The organism is Bradyrhizobium sp. (assembly GCF_027451485.1).
In the GTDB taxonomy this organism is placed as follows: Bacteria; Pseudomonadota; Alphaproteobacteria; order Rhizobiales; family Xanthobacteraceae; genus Bradyrhizobium.
On sequence record NZ_DAIDJE010000034.1, the window covers coordinates 21,026 to 37,114 of the forward strand.

The window sequence follows — 16,089 nt, forward strand, 5'->3', positions numbered from 1 at the left end:
GCATCGAGAGCTACCGGCGCAGCAGCCCGCCGAGTGCACCGCGTACAATGGCGTGCCCGATCGAACCTCCGATCGAACCGCCGACGGACTTGCCGAGATCGGCCACCACGCCGCCCACAACCTTGTTGGTCACCGAACGGGTGACGCTGCGGGCGATCAATTGGCCAGTGGACAACTTGCCGCGGGGCGTGTTTGTGCCGAAAATCGTCCCCACGATCCCGCCGATTTGGCCCAGAACTCCACCGGCTCCGCCGCTGTTGCCCGCCAGGCGGTTTTGCAAAACCTCATAGGCGGATTCGGAATCGATCGCGGTATCGTATTTGCCCTTCACCGGGCTGTTGTCGATAATGGATTTGCGTTCTTCCGGCGTAATCGGCCCAATGCGCGCGGTCGGCGGCCGCACCATCACGCGTTCCACCATCGCCGGAATGCCATTTCCTTCCAGAAACGACACCAGCGCCTCGCCCTTGCCGAGTTGCATGATCGCCTGGGCGGTATCAAGCTTCGGATTAGGCCGGAAAGTCTCCGCCGCCGCGGCCACAGCTTTCTGGTCGCGCGGCGTGAAGGCACGAAGCGCATGCTGGACGCGGTTCCCCAGTTGGGCGAGCACTTTGTCGGGAACGTCGATTGGATTTTGCGTGACGAAATAGACGCCGACGCCCTTGGAGCGTATCAGCCGGACCACCTGTTCGATCTTTTCCAACAGCGCCTTTGGCGCGTCGTTGAACAACAGATGGGCTTCATCGAAGAAAAACACGAGCTTTGGCTTGGGAGGATCGCCGATTTCCGGCAACTGCTCGAACAGTTCGGACAGCATCCAGAGCAAGAACGTCGCGTACAGCCGGGGACTTTGCATCAAGCGATCCGCGACCAGGATGTTGATCATGCCGCGGCCGTCGCGGTCGGTACGCATAAAATCCTTCAGATCCAGCGCCGGCTCTCCGAAAAACTTGTCGCCGCCCTGGTTTTCCAGCACAAGAAGCTGGCGCTGAATGGTTCCGACGGTCTGCTTCGAGACGTTTCCATACTGTGTCGTCAGTTCGCCGGCATGCTCTGCGACAAAGGACAGGATTGCCCGCAGATCCTTCATGTCGAGGAGCAGCAATCCCTCCTCATCCGCGATACGGAAGGCGATGTTCAGCACGCCTTCCTGGACATCGTTCAGATCCATCATGCGCGACAGCAAAAGCGGTCCCATTTCCGAGACGGTAGCGCGCACCGGATGTCCCTGCTCGCCAAACACATCCCAAAACACCGTCGAAAACCGGTCCGGCTGGAACGCGAGCCCGATATCGGCCGCCCGCTTTAGGATATAGTCCTTTGTCTCGCCGAGCTCGGAGATGCCGGACAAATCACCCTTGATGTCTGCTGCGAAAACCGGGACGCCGGCGCGCGCAAATCCTTCCGCCATCACCTGCAAGGAGACGGTCTTGCCGGTACCGGTGGCTCCCGTCGCCAGGCCGTGCCGGTTGGCCAGCGCAAGCGTCAGCCATGCCGAGTGCTCGCCCTTGCCGATGAAAATCTTCTCAGCCGTATCCGCGGTCCGATCGTCCGGTGTTGTCATCGTATCATCTCTTGTGCGCCTCAAGGCGCCCTGCAAGCGCCGGAGTTATACGGCATGTTGCCAGCGGATTGAAACGTTCAACGAACGAAGAAGGAATCAAAACGCATTCAGTTCGGCACAGTTCGGGCGGTTTTGCGGCTCCGCGTCATCAACTTCGCAACAAAACTTCTCGATAATCCGGGAAACAGGCGCTTGCCCTTGCAAGGCTGCAACACCCGTGGCCCGATTCACATCGGCACGCACCGTGATCGCTTGTAATTCGCGGCGCAGCAGATCAAGATAAATCTAAAGCAGGGATCCGGCGGACAAGCTGGCCGAGGACGGGGCGCAATGGATGAATTGACAGCGTGGCTGGCCTCCAAGGCCGGCATAGAACGTGCCATGGCCGAGAAAACCATCGGCATCATTCTCGGCTACCTTCGCAGCGAAGGCCCTTCCGACAAGGTCCAGGCCTTGATCGACAAGATTCCCGGAGCCGAAGCTGCGATTTCCGCATCCGAGAACAGCGGCGGCCTGACCAGACTGATGGGGGGCGGCCTGATGGCGGTCGGCACCCGGCTGATGAGCCTGGGCCTTGGCATCAGCGACATTCAAAACATCGCACGCGAACTTTTCCGGTTTGGCCGCGACAAAGTCGGCGAAGATCAAATGGGTGCGATCATCGCGGAGACGCCCGGTCTCAGCCAATTCGCTTGAAGCACATTTCCGATCGAAAAATCATGACATATCCTATTTCCGAGATTGAGGGTCTTCCCTCCTTTGCAGCCGCCAAATTGAAATCGCAAGGCATCCGCACTACGGCCCGCCTGCTGGAGGCGGCAAGTACGGTGAGAGGACGCAAGGCGCTCGCGGCCAAGACCGGCATCAGCGAACAGCAGTTGCTCGAATGGGCCAATTTCTCCGATTACATGCGGATTCCCGGAATGGGCCGGGCCAAAGTCGGCCTGGTCCGAGCGGCCGGCGTTCCGACGGTTCGCGAACTTGCGCTGCGAAATCCGTCACGTCTGGCGCAGAACATGAAGGAAGTGAATACCAAGCGCAAACTTGTGCGAGTCCTGCCTTCGGAAAAGTCGGTTGAACAGTTGATCGCGAAGGCGCGGAAGCTTCAGCCCAAAATCACTTACTGACCCCTTTCACCGCGGTGCGGTCAGCCAGGCTCGCCCCGGCGTCGCTCCCTGATCCCTTGACTCCCCGGCCCCGACCGCGCAAAGCGACCGCATGACCGCGAATTCGCCTGGAACTGCCGCGGCGGCAGCATCGGCGGATCGTCGGACCTGGCCGGAACGCCTGTCCCGACCGTATCCGCTGGTGATGGGGGTATTGAATATCACGCCGGATTCGTTCTCGGACGGCGGACGCTTCTTCGCGCCGGCAGGCGCCCTTGCCCAGGCAAAGCGGATGGCCGCCGAGGGCGCTGACATCATCGACGTCGGCGCCGAGTCCACCCGGCCCTATGGAGCGCAGGCGATCTCCGCCGATGAAGAAATTCGGCGATTGCGGCCGATCCTGGCCGATGTGGTCTCGCTGCAAATTCCCGTGTCGATCGACAGTATGAAAGCGATCGTTGTCGCGTGGGCGCTTGATAATGGAGTCGCGATCGCCAACGATGTTTGGGGCCTGCAAGGCGATCCCGACATGGCCAAGCTGATTGCAGAGCGGCGGTGCCCCGTCGTGATCATGCACAACCGCGATCGCGCCGACCCCGCCCTCGACATCATGAGAGATGTTGCCGAGTTCTTCACGCGCTCGCTTGAGATTGCCTCGCAAGCCGGCATTCTGCAGGAAAATATCGCGCTCGATCCCGGTATCGGTTTTGGCAAGACGCAAGAGCAAAGCATCACGGTGCTGGCCCGCTTGAGCCAGTTCCGGAGTTTCGGACTGCCTCTCCTGGTCGGCGCCTCGCGCAAGCGCTTCATTGCCAGTATCTCGCCGTCCGAGCCCGATCAGCGGCTCGGCGGCTCGGTTGCGGCGCATCTGATCGCGGCAAAAGCCGGCGCGCAGATCATCCGGGCGCACGACGTCATGGAAACCTTGCAAGCCTTGCGCGTGGCCTCAGCCATCTGGGACAGGGAATGAGCAATACTATTTTCATCACCGGCATTGTCATCCACGCCCGCCACGGGGTGCTGGACCATGAAACCGAGGTCGGTCAGCGCTTCGTCATCGATCTTGAACTTTCCGCCGATCTCTCCGAATCCTCACGCACGGACCGGCTGGCCGACACCGTGTCTTATTCCAATGTGGTGGCGACCGCGACCGCAGCTTTCAAGGACGACAACTACAAGCTGCTGGAACGCGCCGCAGGCGCGGTGGCAGATGCGGTGCTGACGCAATTTCCTAAGATCAGTGCGGTCAAGGTCACCGTCCACAAGCCGCATGCGCCGATCGCAGCGATCTTCGAGGACGTCGGCGTTGTCCTGACGCGCACGCGGAACGGTTGAATCTCGGCATGATCACTTCGAGAGCCGGGCTGCGATCGCTTTTTCGGATTATGCCCTGATGGCCCGGGCCCTGATCGCACTCGGCGGCAATGTTGGCGACGTCCGCGCCACCTTCCGAAAGGCGATCGCCAACATCTGCGGCATGACGCAGGCCGCCCTTCTGGCGCGCTCCTCCGACTATGCCACCCCGCCCTGGGGTGATGTCGAGCAGGCTCCTTTCGTCAATGCCTGCGTCGAGATCGATACCTGCCTTGATGCCCACGCGCTGCTATTTGCGCTGCAAAAGATCGAGAGCAAATTCGGTCGCGATCGCCGAAAAGAACGACGCTGGGGCCCCCGCACGCTCGACCTCGACCTGATCGCCTATGATGACGTATCGCTCAACACAGCGGAACTGACGCTGCCTCACCCCCGTTTGTTCGAACGGGCCTTTGTGCTGGTGCCACTCGCCGAGATCGCCCCAGACCGCGTGATCGGCGGCCGCAGCGTTGCTTCCGCATTGGCCGGGCTCTCTACCGACGGGATTGAGCGGCTATCGGACGCCATCTGAGCTCAAAACTCCGTTTGGCTTGGCGGGGCGCCCGTGGCAATTTCGCTGTCCAATCATGGTGACTTCGGAAATGATATTGCCTGACGAACTGATCCTGGCCGCAGATTTTGCGCCTGCGACTTATGACGACTGGCGCAAGCTGGTGGACGGCGTCCTGAAGGGGGCGCCATTCGAAAAGCTGGTCAGCAAAACCTATGATGGTCTGACTATCGAGCCGATCTATCGCCGCGCCAGCGGCACGCCTCCGGTCACCGGCCGGTCAGCGGCGGCGCCGTGGCAGGTTATGCAGCGGGTGGATCATCCGGATCCTCTAGCTGCCAATGCGCAGGCCATCCATGACCTCGAAAACGGTGCCACCGGGCTTGAGATTGAGTTTGCCGGCGGGCCCGGCGCCCGCGGCTTCGGCATCCCCGATGCCGCGCCGGAAACGCTGAGACGACTGTTCGACGCCGTCTTATTCGATGCCGGGATTTCGATTGCCATCCACCCGGTGATCGGACGGGGAAATGCTGGCGAGACCTTGGCTGCACTGATCGAGGAGCGCCATGTCGATCCAGCGAATGTCAACCTGCGCTTCAACTATCAAGCGCTGAGCACGATGGCGGTAAACGGCATTGCCCCGGCGCCGTGGCGCGAGATGGCAAAGCCGTTTGCCGGCGTGGTCGGTGGACTGATGAAACGCGGCTTTCGCGGTCCGTTCGTGCTCGCCGACGGCCGTGTGGTCCATGATGCCGGGGGGTCTGAGGCTCAGGAGTTGGCGTTCGCTCTCTCCTTGGCGGTGGCGTATCTGCGCATGCTGGAAGATGGCGCGATCGATCTTGATGCTGCGCGCTCGGCGATCTCATTCAGGCTGGCGGCAGACACCGATCAGTTTTTGACGATCGCGAAATTCCGGGCGCTTCGCATGCTGTGGGCGCGCATTGAGGCGGCGTGCGGGCTGACGCCGAAGCCGACTTTCGTCGCAGCCGAAACCGCATGGCGCATGCTGACCCAGCGCGACCCTTACGTGAACATGCTGCGCGCAACGATGGCAACCTTCGCAGCGGGCGTTGGCGGGGCGGATGCAATCACCGTGCTGCCGCATACGTTGGCGCTTGGATTGCCGGAGATGTTCGCACGGCGCGTCGCCCGCAATACGCAGCTTATTCTTCTGGAAGAATCGAACCTGGCGAAAGTGTCCGATCCGGCCGCCGGCTCGGGCGGCATCGAAGGGCTGACACAGGCGCTTTGCGAGGCGGCCTGGGCGCTATTCCAGGAGATCGAAAAGGCCGGCGGGGCCTTTGCCGCGCTCGAGCAAAACCTGATCCAGCGCAAGGTTGCGGCCATCCGCAAAGCGCATGAAGGCAATATCGCCCGGCGCAAAGACGTGCTGACCGGCGCCAGTGCTTTTCCAAACCTCGATGAGGCGCAAGTTGCGGTTCTCGCCGTCGAGCCGGCCGAGTTCGCTCCTTCGAATGAAACCAAGATCAAGTTCGAAGCGCTGTCTCCGATCCGGCTCGCCGCGCCCTTCGAGCTTTTGCGCGACCGTTCCGACGAGATGCTGAAAGCCAAGGGAGCAAGGCCCAAAGTCTTCCTCGCAAACCTCGGCACGGCGACCGATTTCACGGCGCGAGCTACCTTCGCCAAGAGCTTCTTCGAGACCGGCGGTATCGAGGCAATCGGATCAGAGGGTTTTCGCGATCCGGCGGCCCTTGCAGTCGCATTCAAGGCATGCCGCGCGCCGCTCGCCTGCCTCTGCTCGTCCGATACCGTCTATGCCGAACAGGCGGAAGAAGCAGCGAAGGCTCTTCGAGCGGCCGGCGCCAGACATATCTATTTGGCAGGCCGCGCAGGCGAGCAGGAGCCAGCTTTGCGCTCAGCCGGTGTCGACGATTTCATTTTTGCCGGCGGCGATGCCTTGGCCGTGCTGCAGGAGGCTTATGATCTGGCGGAGGCGGCATGACGGAAGCGATCAAAGCTGTTCTTTCGGGCGGATGCCAATGCGGCGCCATTCGCTTTGCGCTGGCAGCACCGCCGACCAGGGTCAGCATCTGCCATTGCCGGATGTGCCAGAAAGCTGTGGGCGCTCCGTTCGCTTCTTATGCCGAGGTCGGAAAGAGCGATTTCGCCTGGACCCGCGGCCAGCCGGCTGCGTTCCGCTCGTCCTCCATTGCCGAGCGCGACTTTTGCCGGGACTGCGGCACCCCGTTAAGCTTCCGCCGCATCGACGGACCCCGCATCGAGATCCTGACCGGCACCTTCGACCGGCCAGACCGGCTGGTTCCGACGCGGCAATATGGCACTGAATCCCGGCTCGGTTGGGTCGTCGCGATCGCGAACCTGCCGAGCCAGACCACGTTGCAGAATTACGGCCAGGAGAAGTTGTCCGGAATCGTCAGCTATCAGCATCCCGACCATGATTAGCCGCCGCGACTGTCGAGACCGGATCGTGATAGAGTTGCAGCCATGAGCCGCATACCGAACTTCGTCAATGTCGCCTTCGAGAAGGTTGTCCCCGCCGCGCCCGCCGGCAGCGCCGAGCCATGGCTGACGCCCGAAGGCATTCCGGTCAAATCCTCCTATGGAGAAGCGGATCTCGCCGGCATCGATTTCCTCGACACCTGGCCCGGAATCGCGCCTTACCTGCGCGGCCCCTACCCGACCATGTATGTCAACCAGCCGTGGACGGTGCGGCAATATGCCGGCTTCTCCACGGCGGAGGATTCCAACGCCTTCTATCGCCGCAACCTTGCCGCCGGACAGAAGGGCCTTTCAGTCGCCTTCGACCTCGCCACCCATCGCGGCTACGATTCCGATCATCCGCGCGTCGCAGGCGACGTCGGCATGGCAGGTGTTGCGATCGACTCGATCTACGACATGCGCACTTTGTTTGCCGGCATCCCGCTCGACCAGATGAGCGTGTCGATGACCATGAACGGCGCGGTGCTGCCGATCCTTGCGCTGTTCGTCGTGGCCGCCGAGGAACAGGGGGTTCCGCCGGAGAAACTCTCGGGCACCATTCAGAACGACATCTTGAAAGAGTTCATGGTGCGCAACACCTACATCTATCCGCCCGCGCCATCGATGCGGATCATTTCCGACATCTTCGCCTTCACCTCACAACGGATGCCGAAGTTCAACTCGATCTCGATCTCCGGCTATCACATGCAGGAGGCCGGAGCGACGCAGGATCTCGAACTCGCCTATACGCTCGCCGACGGCGTCGAATATCTGCGCGCCGGGCTCAAGGCGGGTTTGGACGTTGACCGCTTTGCGCCACGGCTATCGTTCTTCTGGGCGATCGGCATGAACTTCTTCATGGAAGTCGCCAAGATGCGCGCCGCGCGCCTGTTGTGGGCCAAGCTGCTCAAGCCGTTTGGTCCGAAGGACCCACGCTCGCTGTCGCTGCGCACGCATTGCCAGACCTCCGGCTGGTCGCTGACGGCGCAGGACGTGTTCAACAACGTGATGCGGACGACGATCGAGGCGATGGCGGCGACCCAAGGCCACACCCAGTCGCTGCATACCAACGCACTGGACGAAGCGCTGGCGCTGCCGACCGATTTCTCGGCACGCATTGCCCGCAACACGCAGCTCTTCCTGCAACAGGAAAGCGGTACCACCCGCATCATCGATCCATGGGGTGGTTCGTATTATGTCGAACGACTGACCCGCGATCTTGCGGCGAAGGCATGGGGCCATATCCAGGAAGTCGAAGCGCTCGGCGGCATGGCGAAAGCGATCGAAGCCGGCCTTCCCAAGCTGCGGATCGAGGAAGCCTCCGCCAAGACGCAGGCCCGGATCGATGCCGGCAAACAGGCCGTGATCGGCGTCAACAAGTACAAGCCGTCCGATGAAGCGCCGATCGATATTCTCAAAGTCGACAATTCCAATGTCCGGCGGCTGCAAATCGACAAGCTGGTACGCTTGCGAGGCGAGCGCGACCAAAAGGTCGTCGAAGCGGCGCTGGCCGCGCTGACGCGGAGCGCCGGCGAGGGCAATGGCAACCTGCTTGCGCTCGCTATCGATGCGGCGCGGGCCAAGGCCACCGTCGGCGAGATCTCAGACGCGTTGGAGAAGGTATTCGGCCGACATCGCGCCGAAATCAAATCCATCACCGGCGTCTACAAACGGGAGGCATCGGCCATGTCCAGCCGCGTCGAGAAGGTGCAAGCGCTGATCGATGCATTCGAGGAAGCCGAAGGGCGGCGGCCGCGAATTCTCGTCGCCAAGATCGGCCAGGATGGCCACGATCGCGGCCAGAAAGTGATCGCCTCGGCGTTCGCTGATGTCGGCTTCGACGTCGATATCGGACCGTTGTTTGCAACGGCTGAGGAGGCTGCCCGCCAAGCGGTCGAGAACGACGTGCATATCCTGGGTGTATCGTCGCTGGCGGCGGCGCATCTGACTGCCGTGCCGGAGCTGAAGGCGGCACTGAAAAAACATGGCCGCGATGACATCATGATCATCGTTGGCGGCGTTGTGCCGCCGCAGGATTACGATGCGCTCTACAAGGCCGGCGCGGAAGCGATCTATCCACCCGGCACAGTCATCGCCGATGCCGCCGAAGAACTGATCCACAAGTTGAATGCGCGATTGGGGCACAGCGAGGCGGCGGAGTAGTTGCTCCCTCTCGCCTCCCTTGCTCAGCCGATGTAAAGCAGGGCATGCCCACACCAAAGAAAGCTCCGCCGAACCTCGAAGCCTTGGCAAATGACCTCCGCAGCGGCCATCGCGCGGCATTGGCGCGCGCGATCACCCTGATCGAAAGCCGGCGGACCGATCATCAGGCGTCCGCGCGCGAGCTTGTCCAAACCTTGTTGCGCGACACCGGCAAGGCCATTCGCGTCGGCATCACCGGCTCGCCGGGCGTGGGCAAGTCGACCACGATCGATACGCTCGGTATGTTCCTGATCGAGCGCGGCCACAAGGTCGCCGTGCTCGCAGTTGACCCCTCTTCGGCCCGCACCGGTGGCTCCATTCTCGGCGACAAGACGCGAATGGCACGGCTTGCCGCCTCTGACACCGCCTATATCCGTCCCTCGCCTGCTTCCGGCACGCTCGGCGGCGTCGCGGCAAAGACGCGGGAAGCGATGTTGCTCTGCGAGGCCGCCGGCTTCGATGTCGTGTTGGTGGAAACCGTCGGTATCGGGCAATCAGAAACTGCGGTCTGCGACATGACCGACTTCTTCCTCGCCTTGATGCTGCCTGGCGCCGGGGACGAACTGCAAGGTATCAAGAAAGGCCTCGTTGAACTCGCGGACATGATTGCAATCAACAAGGCCGACGGCGACAACGTCAAACGCGCCAATGTCGCAGCGGCCGAATATCGCGGCGCATTGCATATCCTTGCGCCGCGATCGGAGCACTGGAATCCGCCGGTCGTGACCTATTCGGCCTTGACCGGTTCCGGCATTGATACGCTGTGGCAGAAAATTCTCGACCACCGTACCGCGATGGATGCCTCGGGGGAGTTTGCAGCCCGACGTCAGCAGCAGCAGGTGAAGTGGATGTGGTCGATGCTGGAGCAGTTGACCATGGCGCGGCTGCGTGCGGATGCCTCGGTGCGCGCCAAAGTAAAGCGGATCGAAGCCGAAGTCGCGGGCGGTCGCGTCTCCCCAGCGCTTGCCGCCGAACAGATCGCGGAGATGCTGCGGTGAATAAGCGTCTAAGCATAATCGTAACTGGCTTTGGTCCGTTTCCTGGCGCACCGTTCAACCCGACTGAACCGCTGATCGCTCGTTTGCTGCGGCTGCGGCGTCCCTCCTTGAGCGACGTCGATCTGGTCGGCCATATCTTCCCGGTGACGTACAAGGATGTGGATCGCGAGTTGGACGAGATGCTCGTGTCGCATCGCCCCCATGCACTGTTGATGTTTGGCCTGGCCTCGCGCACCGCGCATGTGCGGATCGAAACTCGTGCGCGTAATGCCATCACGACGTTGTGGCCCGACGCCGGCCGCGCCAAGCCGCGCAAGGGATCGATTGCAGGCGCCGGCGACGCCATGACGTTCGGTCCGCACACGGACAGACTCTTGCGCGTCGCGCTGGCGACGGGCATCGATGCCCGCATCTCCCGTGACGCCGGCAGCTATCTTTGCAATTATTTGAGCTGGCGGGTGATCGAGGCGACCCGCCGCAGTGGCGGTCCCCGCCTCGCTGCTTTCGTGCATATCCCGCTGTTTCCGCGGGATGCTTCACGGCGCAGGAACGCTGGACCCGCAGTTGCCTTCGAGGCAATGGTCGATGCCGGCGAAGCCATGCTGATGGAAATGGTGAAGCTGGCCCGGCAGACCATACGAAATCCGGCACCGTCCGCTCATTAACCCTACCCCCAACAATCGTCCCCGCGGACATCCATCTTCGCCCGGCGGCGAGGTGTTTTCTTGCTACCTGTGGGATGCGAGGGCGGCCCTCTCATTTCAGTGAGGATCAAAGCGACATGGACGTCAACCGCCGCAACCTGATTGCGCTAGCCGCCGGTGCGGGAGCGCTCGTGGCGTCATCTCGCGCAGCGAGCGCAGCGCGCCCGATGTCAGCCTTTGGACGCGATGCAACCCAGTACGGCATTCGCGCCGGCAGCCCCGACGACCAGACCAGAATTCTGCAACGGGCGATCGACGAAGCCGCGCGTGTGCAAGCGCCGCTCGCCTTGCCGCCGGGCGTCTATCGCACCGGCGCACTTCACCTGCCAAACGGCGCACAGTTGGTCGGCGTGCGCGGCGCAACGCGACTCGTTTTCACCGGGGGCGCGTCGATGTTCGCGAGCGAAGGTGCCAGCAACGTCAGTCTCGATGATCTCGTTCTCGACGGCGGCAATATCCCCCTGCCCTCGCGCCGCGGCCTTGTCCATTGCCTTTCCGGCAACAAGATTAGCGTCAGCGGCTGCGAAATCACCGCAAGCGGCGGTAACGGCATCTGGTTGGAAAATGTCGCAGGCGATATCAGCGGCAATACAATCACGACGATCGCCGTCACCGCGATCACGTCATTTGACGCCCGCGGCTTGGTCGTCACGCGCAATACGATCCAGGACACCAACGACAACGGCATCGAAATCCTGCGCACCTCGATCGGCGACGACGGCACGCTGGTGGCCGATAATCGCCTCGAGGACATCAAGGCGGGACCCGGCGGTTCCGGTCAGTACGGCAACGCCATCAACGCGTTTCGCGCCGGCAACGTGATCGTTCGCGGCAATCGCATCAGCAATTGCGACTATTCGGCCGTTCGCGGCAATTCCTCCTCAAACATCCAGATCACCGGCAACAGCATCACGGATGTGCGTGAGGTCGCGATCTATTCCGAGTTCGCCTTCGAGGGCGCGGTTATCGCGAACAACACCGTCGACGGTGCCGCGCTCGGCGTTTCGGTCTGCAACTTCAACGAAGGCGGACGGCTGGCGGTCGTGCAGGGCAATATCGTCCGCAACCTTCTGGCGAAGCGGCCGATCGGGACCGCGCCCGACGATGACGGCGGCATCGGAATCTACGTCGAAGCCGACACCAGCGTGTCCGGCAATGTGATTGAGAATGCGCCATCGCTCGGCATCGTTGCAGGCTGGGGCAAATATCTGCGCGATGTTGCGATCACCGGCAACGTGGTTCGTAAGGCGCTCGCCGGCATCGGCGTTTCGGTGACGCCGGGCGCCGGCACCGCGCTCGTCAACAACAACGTGATTTCGGAGACCCCCCGCGGTGCGGTGGTCGGTCTCGACCACGCGCGACCGATCACGCCGGATCTTACCACCGAAGGCGCGCCTCAATTTGCGCAAATAACCGTCGGCGCGAATGCCGTGCGGAAGATGCCTTAGAAAACGACAACCACTTAGAAGGTATTCCGCAGCAGCGGATAGCGTGCCGCGATCGTCGCTAGGTCCAGCACCGCCGCCCACGTATCTTCCTGAGGTGGTTCGGCGGCCGCGGTTTCGCTCGCGACCTCCTTCTCAGCAAGAGCTGACACCTCTCGAAGCGGCTTCATCGAAATGTCCGCTACCCTCGGCGAACCGATGCGATCACGCCGAAATTCATTCCGTGGCGGCGCCGTTCGGTCACCTCCAATCCAGGACAAGTCGATCGCACGATTGTCACGCGAGGCCTCGCGCGACAACAGCTCGCGCCAGGCTTCCACGGCGGCCTTGGCCTCGCGGATGTTCTCCAGGAAGCCCTGCTCGCTGTGAAAGCGGCGCCAGCGTCCCGTTTCAAAGAGCTCGGTGAGGTATTCGAGCCGCCGTTCGGCGAGATTGCACCAGCGCGCGACGATCTCGCGCCCTTTGGCGACGTCCAGTTGAGGTGCCATAAATCTGCCCGCAAGGAGGAAAGACGCGGACGCAACCGGTACGAATCAGCCGAAGGCGATGAATATATTTTGTGGAAAACCCAAACCATGTCTAGCGGTATGCGTCATCGGAGATCGCCGCTTCCTTGATCTTGCGGACCTCCGGAAAATGAAAGACCCGTCCGGGGGGACAACCGGACGGGTCGAGCCATATGGGCGCTTGGGGTGGATGGGCGCTCGCGCCAGATATAGCTGTTGGGGAGGGATGACCGCTCCCCACGCATATGGGTCGCGGGAAAAGCGGTGGGCGTTCAAAGACTGTTAGGAAATTTTTCGCACTGCGTTTCACGTCTGCGAGAGCGAAATCTCGGGCCTCGCGGCCTCGTTTGGTCCCTATCCGGGCTGAGGGCTCGCCCGCCTCGGCCGGGGCCGAAGGCGCTCTGTTGGCGCCGTTTCCTATGCCTTTGGCAACTGGTCTTCGGCCGGGTTTTCCGCCGGCGTAACCGGCATCGACAACAGCGATCCCCAAGACAGCGGCAAAGACATCGGCCCTCCGCCCTAAACTGGTCGTCCAGCCGGGCGGATCGAGGGCCTTCCGGTTTTCACCAGGATCACGCGGACCCCGAGTTCGTAAAGGCGGCTGCCGCGTCGGCGCACGAACTTAGGAAAGTCGGCACTCCGGGACTTGCCGATCTGCTCACGGCGTCGCCACGGAGAGACTGACGATCTTTTCGTTCTCCAATCGATTGAGGACACCTGCGAACCCGTCCTTCGACCTCGCCGCGTTGGCGAATTGCAGGCGGAACGTGCCGCCATTGGGGCCGTCGACGATCGAGGCCTGATATTTGTCAAGCAGCGCGGTGATGTCGCTAGCGCGCGCATCCGGCGTAAACCGCACCAGCGCACGCAGCGCCGGCGTGGCCGCAAGATCGGGCGTAATCGGCTCGGGCATCCGCGATTCATTCATGCTCAATGAAGCAGTTTGAAACGTGGACAGCCGATCATTCATCCGTACCGCGATAGTCACGCCGGCTTGCAAAACGACGACCAGCGCTGCGAGGCTGGCGGACCATACGAGTGTCCTCGGCAAAAGGCTCGGAAAGAAAGCGTTGAACCGGGCCGCAATTTTCGTCGAAGTGCGCGCCGGCTCCGCATCAATCGCAGCAAACAGCTTCTGCATCGCGCGCAACGACGGCGTGCCCAGGCTTTCGTTGAGATCGATGGTTCCGGCATACTCTTCGCGAACGATGTCGTATTGCCGGGCGAGCCCGGGATCGCGGGCGAGCGCCTCCTCCGCCTTGCAGGCATCGCACGCGTTCAGCGTGCCGGCTGCATGCCACGGCAGCAGTAGTTCGATTTCGGCCGTCAGCGCCGTGATGTTGCTGTTCGCAGCCATCATGGCCGGCCACGTTCGATGCTCGCTGCGTTGAGCAGCTCTGGCAATTTCTCGCGTGCGTAGAACAAGCGGGTCTTCACGGTATTCTCCGATAGGCCGACAATTGCCGCGCTTCCTCTATCGACTTCTTGCCGTCATCCAGCGCCGCATCCTTCCTGCGAAAGGTGCCTTGAACCGCTTGGTAGCCACAAGCCAGGTTGAAACCGCGGACTGTTCTAAGAGTTTCGAGAGGGAACACTTCGCTGATCAGGCCTTCGGCAACTTGCTCGTCCCGGACGAGCCGGAGACCGAACCGGAACACCTTGGTGCGTCCATACAACACTTGCATGACAAGCCGGGCCGCCGTGGGCGATCAGAACTCCGTCCAAAGCCGCCGGTGTGGCGCTCAACGGCCATCTCGGAAGGTTGGTCGAGCCGGATCGGCGGATGGTTCGATTTGAAGGGCAAGATTCCGATAGCAACGGCGCGGCCGAAACCGTGATCTCCCCCGCAGACTGAGAAGCTGCGGCTTGCAGTATCTTATTACCGATATCCGTCCGGCATTGGGCACTCCTGCCACCTGGGGCGATGAGGACGTGCCGCACCCCCGGATGGCAATTTTCCCCGTCCGAACAAGGATGAAGCCTGTCTTCGGGGTCAGATTTCGCCGCGAAAGATACCAAACCTAAAGGCTTTGCCGCGTAGATTCTGGCCCATCGCTTTCACCATCGGCGAATTTATGGGCATTGCTGCGTCGCCTTTTTTGAATCCGACGGCGGATACGCCGAGCGGCGTCGGCAGGAAGCTGACGGCCGACGCGCTATCGCGGCGGGCACGGCAACGGCGGCAAATCCAGGGAATGATCGGCGTCAGCTATGTCGTCGATGCCATGATCCTGCTCATCTATGCCCACGCAGGCACCACCTCAGCGAGCGTTGGCCCGGCATTCGCCGTTTGCGGTCTCATCTCGGTCACCGGATACATCGCGCTGTCGGAATCCGGGTTCAACGAGCGTTTTAAGGACCACTACCTGGTGGTCCCGCAATCGATCGTCAGCATGATCATCATGCTCGCTTTCACCTATGCCGCGCCGGAAGTGGGCGCGATGTTCCTGTGCGAGCTGTTCGTCGTGTTTGCCTTCAGCTCGCTGCGCTCGACGCCGTGGCAAGCAGCGGTGGTCTGGACCGCGATGGCACTGGGCCTTGCCGGGCTCTTCCTGCTGACGCACAAGCCGATCTCGCTTCCCCATACAACCTTTCTGGAACGCTTCGCCACGATGGCGATGTTCATACTCACCATTGGGCGGTGCATGTACATCGGCATCTTCTCGAGCACCCTGCGCGAATCGCTCTACAAGAGCGGGCTTGCGCTGAAGGAAGCCAACCAGCGCATCGAAGAACTCGCCGAACTCGACGATCTCACCGGCTCCTTCAATCGCCGCCGCATCATGCACTTGCTGGACGACGAAATCCTGCGCGCCCAGCGCATCGACGCCCCCTGCTCCATCGCGTTAATCGATCTCGATTGGTTCAAACGGATCAACGATACCTACGGTCATCCGATCGGCGATGAAGTTCTCAGGACATTCGCCATCACTGTCTTTGCGAACATCCGTGGGGTCGACCGGTTCGGCCGCTATGGCGGTGAGGAATTCCTGCTGGTGCTTCCCGATACGCCCGGAGAGACCGCCACGCGCATGCTCGAGCGGCTGCGGACCATCGTCGCCGATCTCGACTGGAGCGCATTCTCGAGTGGCTTGCGGGTGACCATTTCCGCCGGCGTCGCCTCGCTCGGCCCGAACGAGACGGCTGACAGCTTTCTCGCCCGGGCAGATCGCGCGCTCTACAAGGCCAAAGCACGAGGACGTAACCGCATCGCCAGCGCCTGAATTTGATTATTCATCC

At 61.9% G+C, this 16,089-nt stretch carries 15 protein-coding genes and 1 pseudogene; 12 read left to right on the forward strand and 4 right to left on the reverse strand.

The annotated features are described in order from the left end of the window. Nucleotides 1-10: 10 nt before the first annotated feature. Nucleotides 11-1,564 carry a helicase HerA-like domain-containing protein gene (locus NEZ08_RS04515; protein ID WP_298104112.1) on the reverse strand — a complete coding sequence of 518 codons (1,554 nt, stop codon included), beginning with the start codon at nucleotides 1,562-1,564 and terminating at the stop codon, nucleotides 11-13. 330 nt (nucleotides 1,565-1,894) lie between these two features. Between NEZ08_RS04515 and NEZ08_RS04520 the strand changes: the two genes are divergently transcribed. The 11 genes from NEZ08_RS04520 (at nucleotide 1,895) to NEZ08_RS04570 (ending at nucleotide 12,346) form a co-directional block, all read left to right on the forward strand. Then, entirely contained in the window at nucleotides 1,895-2,260 is a 366-nt protein-coding gene (locus NEZ08_RS04520; RefSeq protein ID WP_298104116.1) for a DUF2267 domain-containing protein, read from the forward strand. 23 nt (nucleotides 2,261-2,283) lie between these two features. After that, the gene (locus NEZ08_RS04525) at nucleotides 2,284-2,691 is read left to right on the forward strand and encodes a DUF4332 domain-containing protein (protein ID WP_298104119.1); all 408 of its coding nucleotides are present in this window, start codon (nucleotides 2,284-2,286) and stop codon (nucleotides 2,689-2,691) included. Nucleotides 2,692-2,782: 91 nt separating this feature from the next. Beyond that, nucleotides 2,783-3,640, forward strand: coding sequence for a dihydropteroate synthase (folP, locus tag NEZ08_RS04530; RefSeq protein ID WP_298104122.1), 858 nt, complete (start codon nucleotides 2,783-2,785; stop codon nucleotides 3,638-3,640). After that, complete coding sequence (gene folB, locus NEZ08_RS04535) at nucleotides 3,637-4,005, forward strand: dihydroneopterin aldolase (RefSeq protein ID WP_298104125.1); 369 nt, start codon at nucleotides 3,637-3,639, stop codon at nucleotides 4,003-4,005. Before folP ends, folB begins: the two co-directional genes overlap by 4 nt. 58 nt (nucleotides 4,006-4,063) lie before the next feature. Then, a complete protein-coding gene (gene folK / locus NEZ08_RS04540; protein WP_298104128.1) occupies nucleotides 4,064-4,555 on the forward strand; it encodes a 2-amino-4-hydroxy-6-hydroxymethyldihydropteridine diphosphokinase in 492 nt (163 codons plus the stop codon). A 70-nt stretch (nucleotides 4,556-4,625) separates the two neighbouring features. Beyond that, on the forward strand, nucleotides 4,626-6,497 hold the full coding sequence (locus tag NEZ08_RS04545; RefSeq protein ID WP_298104130.1) for a methylmalonyl-CoA mutase subunit beta: 1,872 nt from the start codon (nucleotides 4,626-4,628) through the stop codon (nucleotides 6,495-6,497). Further along, nucleotides 6,494-6,958, forward strand: a complete 465-nt coding sequence (locus tag NEZ08_RS04550; protein WP_298104135.1) for a GFA family protein — start codon at nucleotides 6,494-6,496, stop codon at nucleotides 6,956-6,958. The genes NEZ08_RS04545 and NEZ08_RS04550 overlap by 4 nt, the downstream gene beginning before the upstream one ends. A gap of 42 nt (nucleotides 6,959-7,000) precedes the next feature. Next, nucleotides 7,001-9,157, forward strand: a complete 2,157-nt coding sequence (gene scpA, locus NEZ08_RS04555) for a methylmalonyl-CoA mutase (RefSeq protein ID WP_298104138.1) — start codon at nucleotides 7,001-7,003, stop codon at nucleotides 9,155-9,157. A 44-nt stretch (nucleotides 9,158-9,201) separates the two neighbouring features. Next, entirely contained in the window at nucleotides 9,202-10,194 is a 993-nt protein-coding gene (gene meaB, locus NEZ08_RS04560) for a methylmalonyl Co-A mutase-associated GTPase MeaB (protein WP_298104140.1), read from the forward strand. Then, nucleotides 10,191-10,859 carry a pyroglutamyl-peptidase I gene (locus tag NEZ08_RS04565; RefSeq protein WP_298104144.1) on the forward strand — a complete coding sequence of 223 codons (669 nt, stop codon included), beginning with the start codon at nucleotides 10,191-10,193 and terminating at the stop codon, nucleotides 10,857-10,859. Before meaB ends, NEZ08_RS04565 begins: the two co-directional genes overlap by 4 nt. 116 nt (nucleotides 10,860-10,975) lie before the next feature. Continuing rightward, nucleotides 10,976-12,346, forward strand: coding sequence for a TIGR03808 family TAT-translocated repetitive protein (locus NEZ08_RS04570; RefSeq protein WP_298104147.1), 1,371 nt, complete (start codon nucleotides 10,976-10,978; stop codon nucleotides 12,344-12,346). Nucleotides 12,347-12,360: 14 nt separating this feature from the next. On the opposite strand, the gene NEZ08_RS04575 is transcribed toward NEZ08_RS04570, so the two are convergent. The 3 genes and pseudogenes from NEZ08_RS04575 to NEZ08_RS04585 form a co-directional block, all read right to left on the reverse strand. Beyond that, nucleotides 12,361-12,831 (reverse strand): TIGR03809 family protein, encoded by a 471-nt coding sequence (locus tag NEZ08_RS04575; protein ID WP_298104150.1) that lies wholly within the window; start codon nucleotides 12,829-12,831, stop codon nucleotides 12,361-12,363. A gap of 676 nt (nucleotides 12,832-13,507) precedes the next feature. Beyond that, complete coding sequence (locus tag NEZ08_RS04580; protein WP_298104153.1) at nucleotides 13,508-14,209, reverse strand: hypothetical protein; 702 nt, start codon at nucleotides 14,207-14,209, stop codon at nucleotides 13,508-13,510. Then, nucleotides 14,206-14,595, reverse strand: a pseudogene (locus NEZ08_RS04585) (hypothetical protein). Before NEZ08_RS04585 ends, NEZ08_RS04580 begins: the two are co-directional and overlap by 4 nt. Before the next feature lie 329 nt (nucleotides 14,596-14,924). Between NEZ08_RS04585 and NEZ08_RS04590 the strand changes: the two are divergent. Next, entirely contained in the window at nucleotides 14,925-16,073 is a 1,149-nt protein-coding gene (locus NEZ08_RS04590) for a GGDEF domain-containing protein (RefSeq protein WP_298104157.1), read from the forward strand. Nucleotides 16,074-16,089 lie beyond the last annotated feature (16 nt).

Bases quoted from the DNA above. Each gene is read 5' to 3' on its own strand.
- NEZ08_RS04515 (WP_298104112.1), bottom strand. From the start codon at position 1,564: ATGACAACACCGGACGATCGGACCGCGGATACGGCTGAGAAGATTTTC.
- NEZ08_RS04520 (WP_298104116.1), top strand. From the start codon at position 1,895: ATGGATGAATTGACAGCGTGGCTGGCCTCCAAGGCCGGCATAGAACGT.
- NEZ08_RS04525 (WP_298104119.1), top strand. From the start codon at position 2,284: ATGACATATCCTATTTCCGAGATTGAGGGTCTTCCCTCCTTTGCAGCC.
- folP (WP_298104122.1), top strand. From the start codon at position 2,783: ATGACCGCGAATTCGCCTGGAACTGCCGCGGCGGCAGCATCGGCGGAT.
- folB (WP_298104125.1), top strand. From the start codon at position 3,637: ATGAGCAATACTATTTTCATCACCGGCATTGTCATCCACGCCCGCCAC.
- folK (WP_298104128.1), top strand. From the start codon at position 4,064: ATGGCCCGGGCCCTGATCGCACTCGGCGGCAATGTTGGCGACGTCCGC.
- NEZ08_RS04545 (WP_298104130.1), top strand. From the start codon at position 4,626: ATGATATTGCCTGACGAACTGATCCTGGCCGCAGATTTTGCGCCTGCG.
- NEZ08_RS04550 (WP_298104135.1), top strand. From the start codon at position 6,494: ATGACGGAAGCGATCAAAGCTGTTCTTTCGGGCGGATGCCAATGCGGC.
- scpA (WP_298104138.1), top strand. From the start codon at position 7,001: ATGAGCCGCATACCGAACTTCGTCAATGTCGCCTTCGAGAAGGTTGTC.
- meaB (WP_298104140.1), top strand. From the start codon at position 9,202: ATGCCCACACCAAAGAAAGCTCCGCCGAACCTCGAAGCCTTGGCAAAT.
- NEZ08_RS04570 (WP_298104147.1), top strand. From the start codon at position 10,976: ATGGACGTCAACCGCCGCAACCTGATTGCGCTAGCCGCCGGTGCGGGA.
- NEZ08_RS04575 (WP_298104150.1), bottom strand. From the start codon at position 12,831: ATGGCACCTCAACTGGACGTCGCCAAAGGGCGCGAGATCGTCGCGCGC.
- NEZ08_RS04580 (WP_298104153.1), bottom strand. From the start codon at position 14,209: ATGATGGCTGCGAACAGCAACATCACGGCGCTGACGGCCGAAATCGAA.
- NEZ08_RS04590 (WP_298104157.1), top strand. From the start codon at position 14,925: ATGGGCATTGCTGCGTCGCCTTTTTTGAATCCGACGGCGGATACGCCG.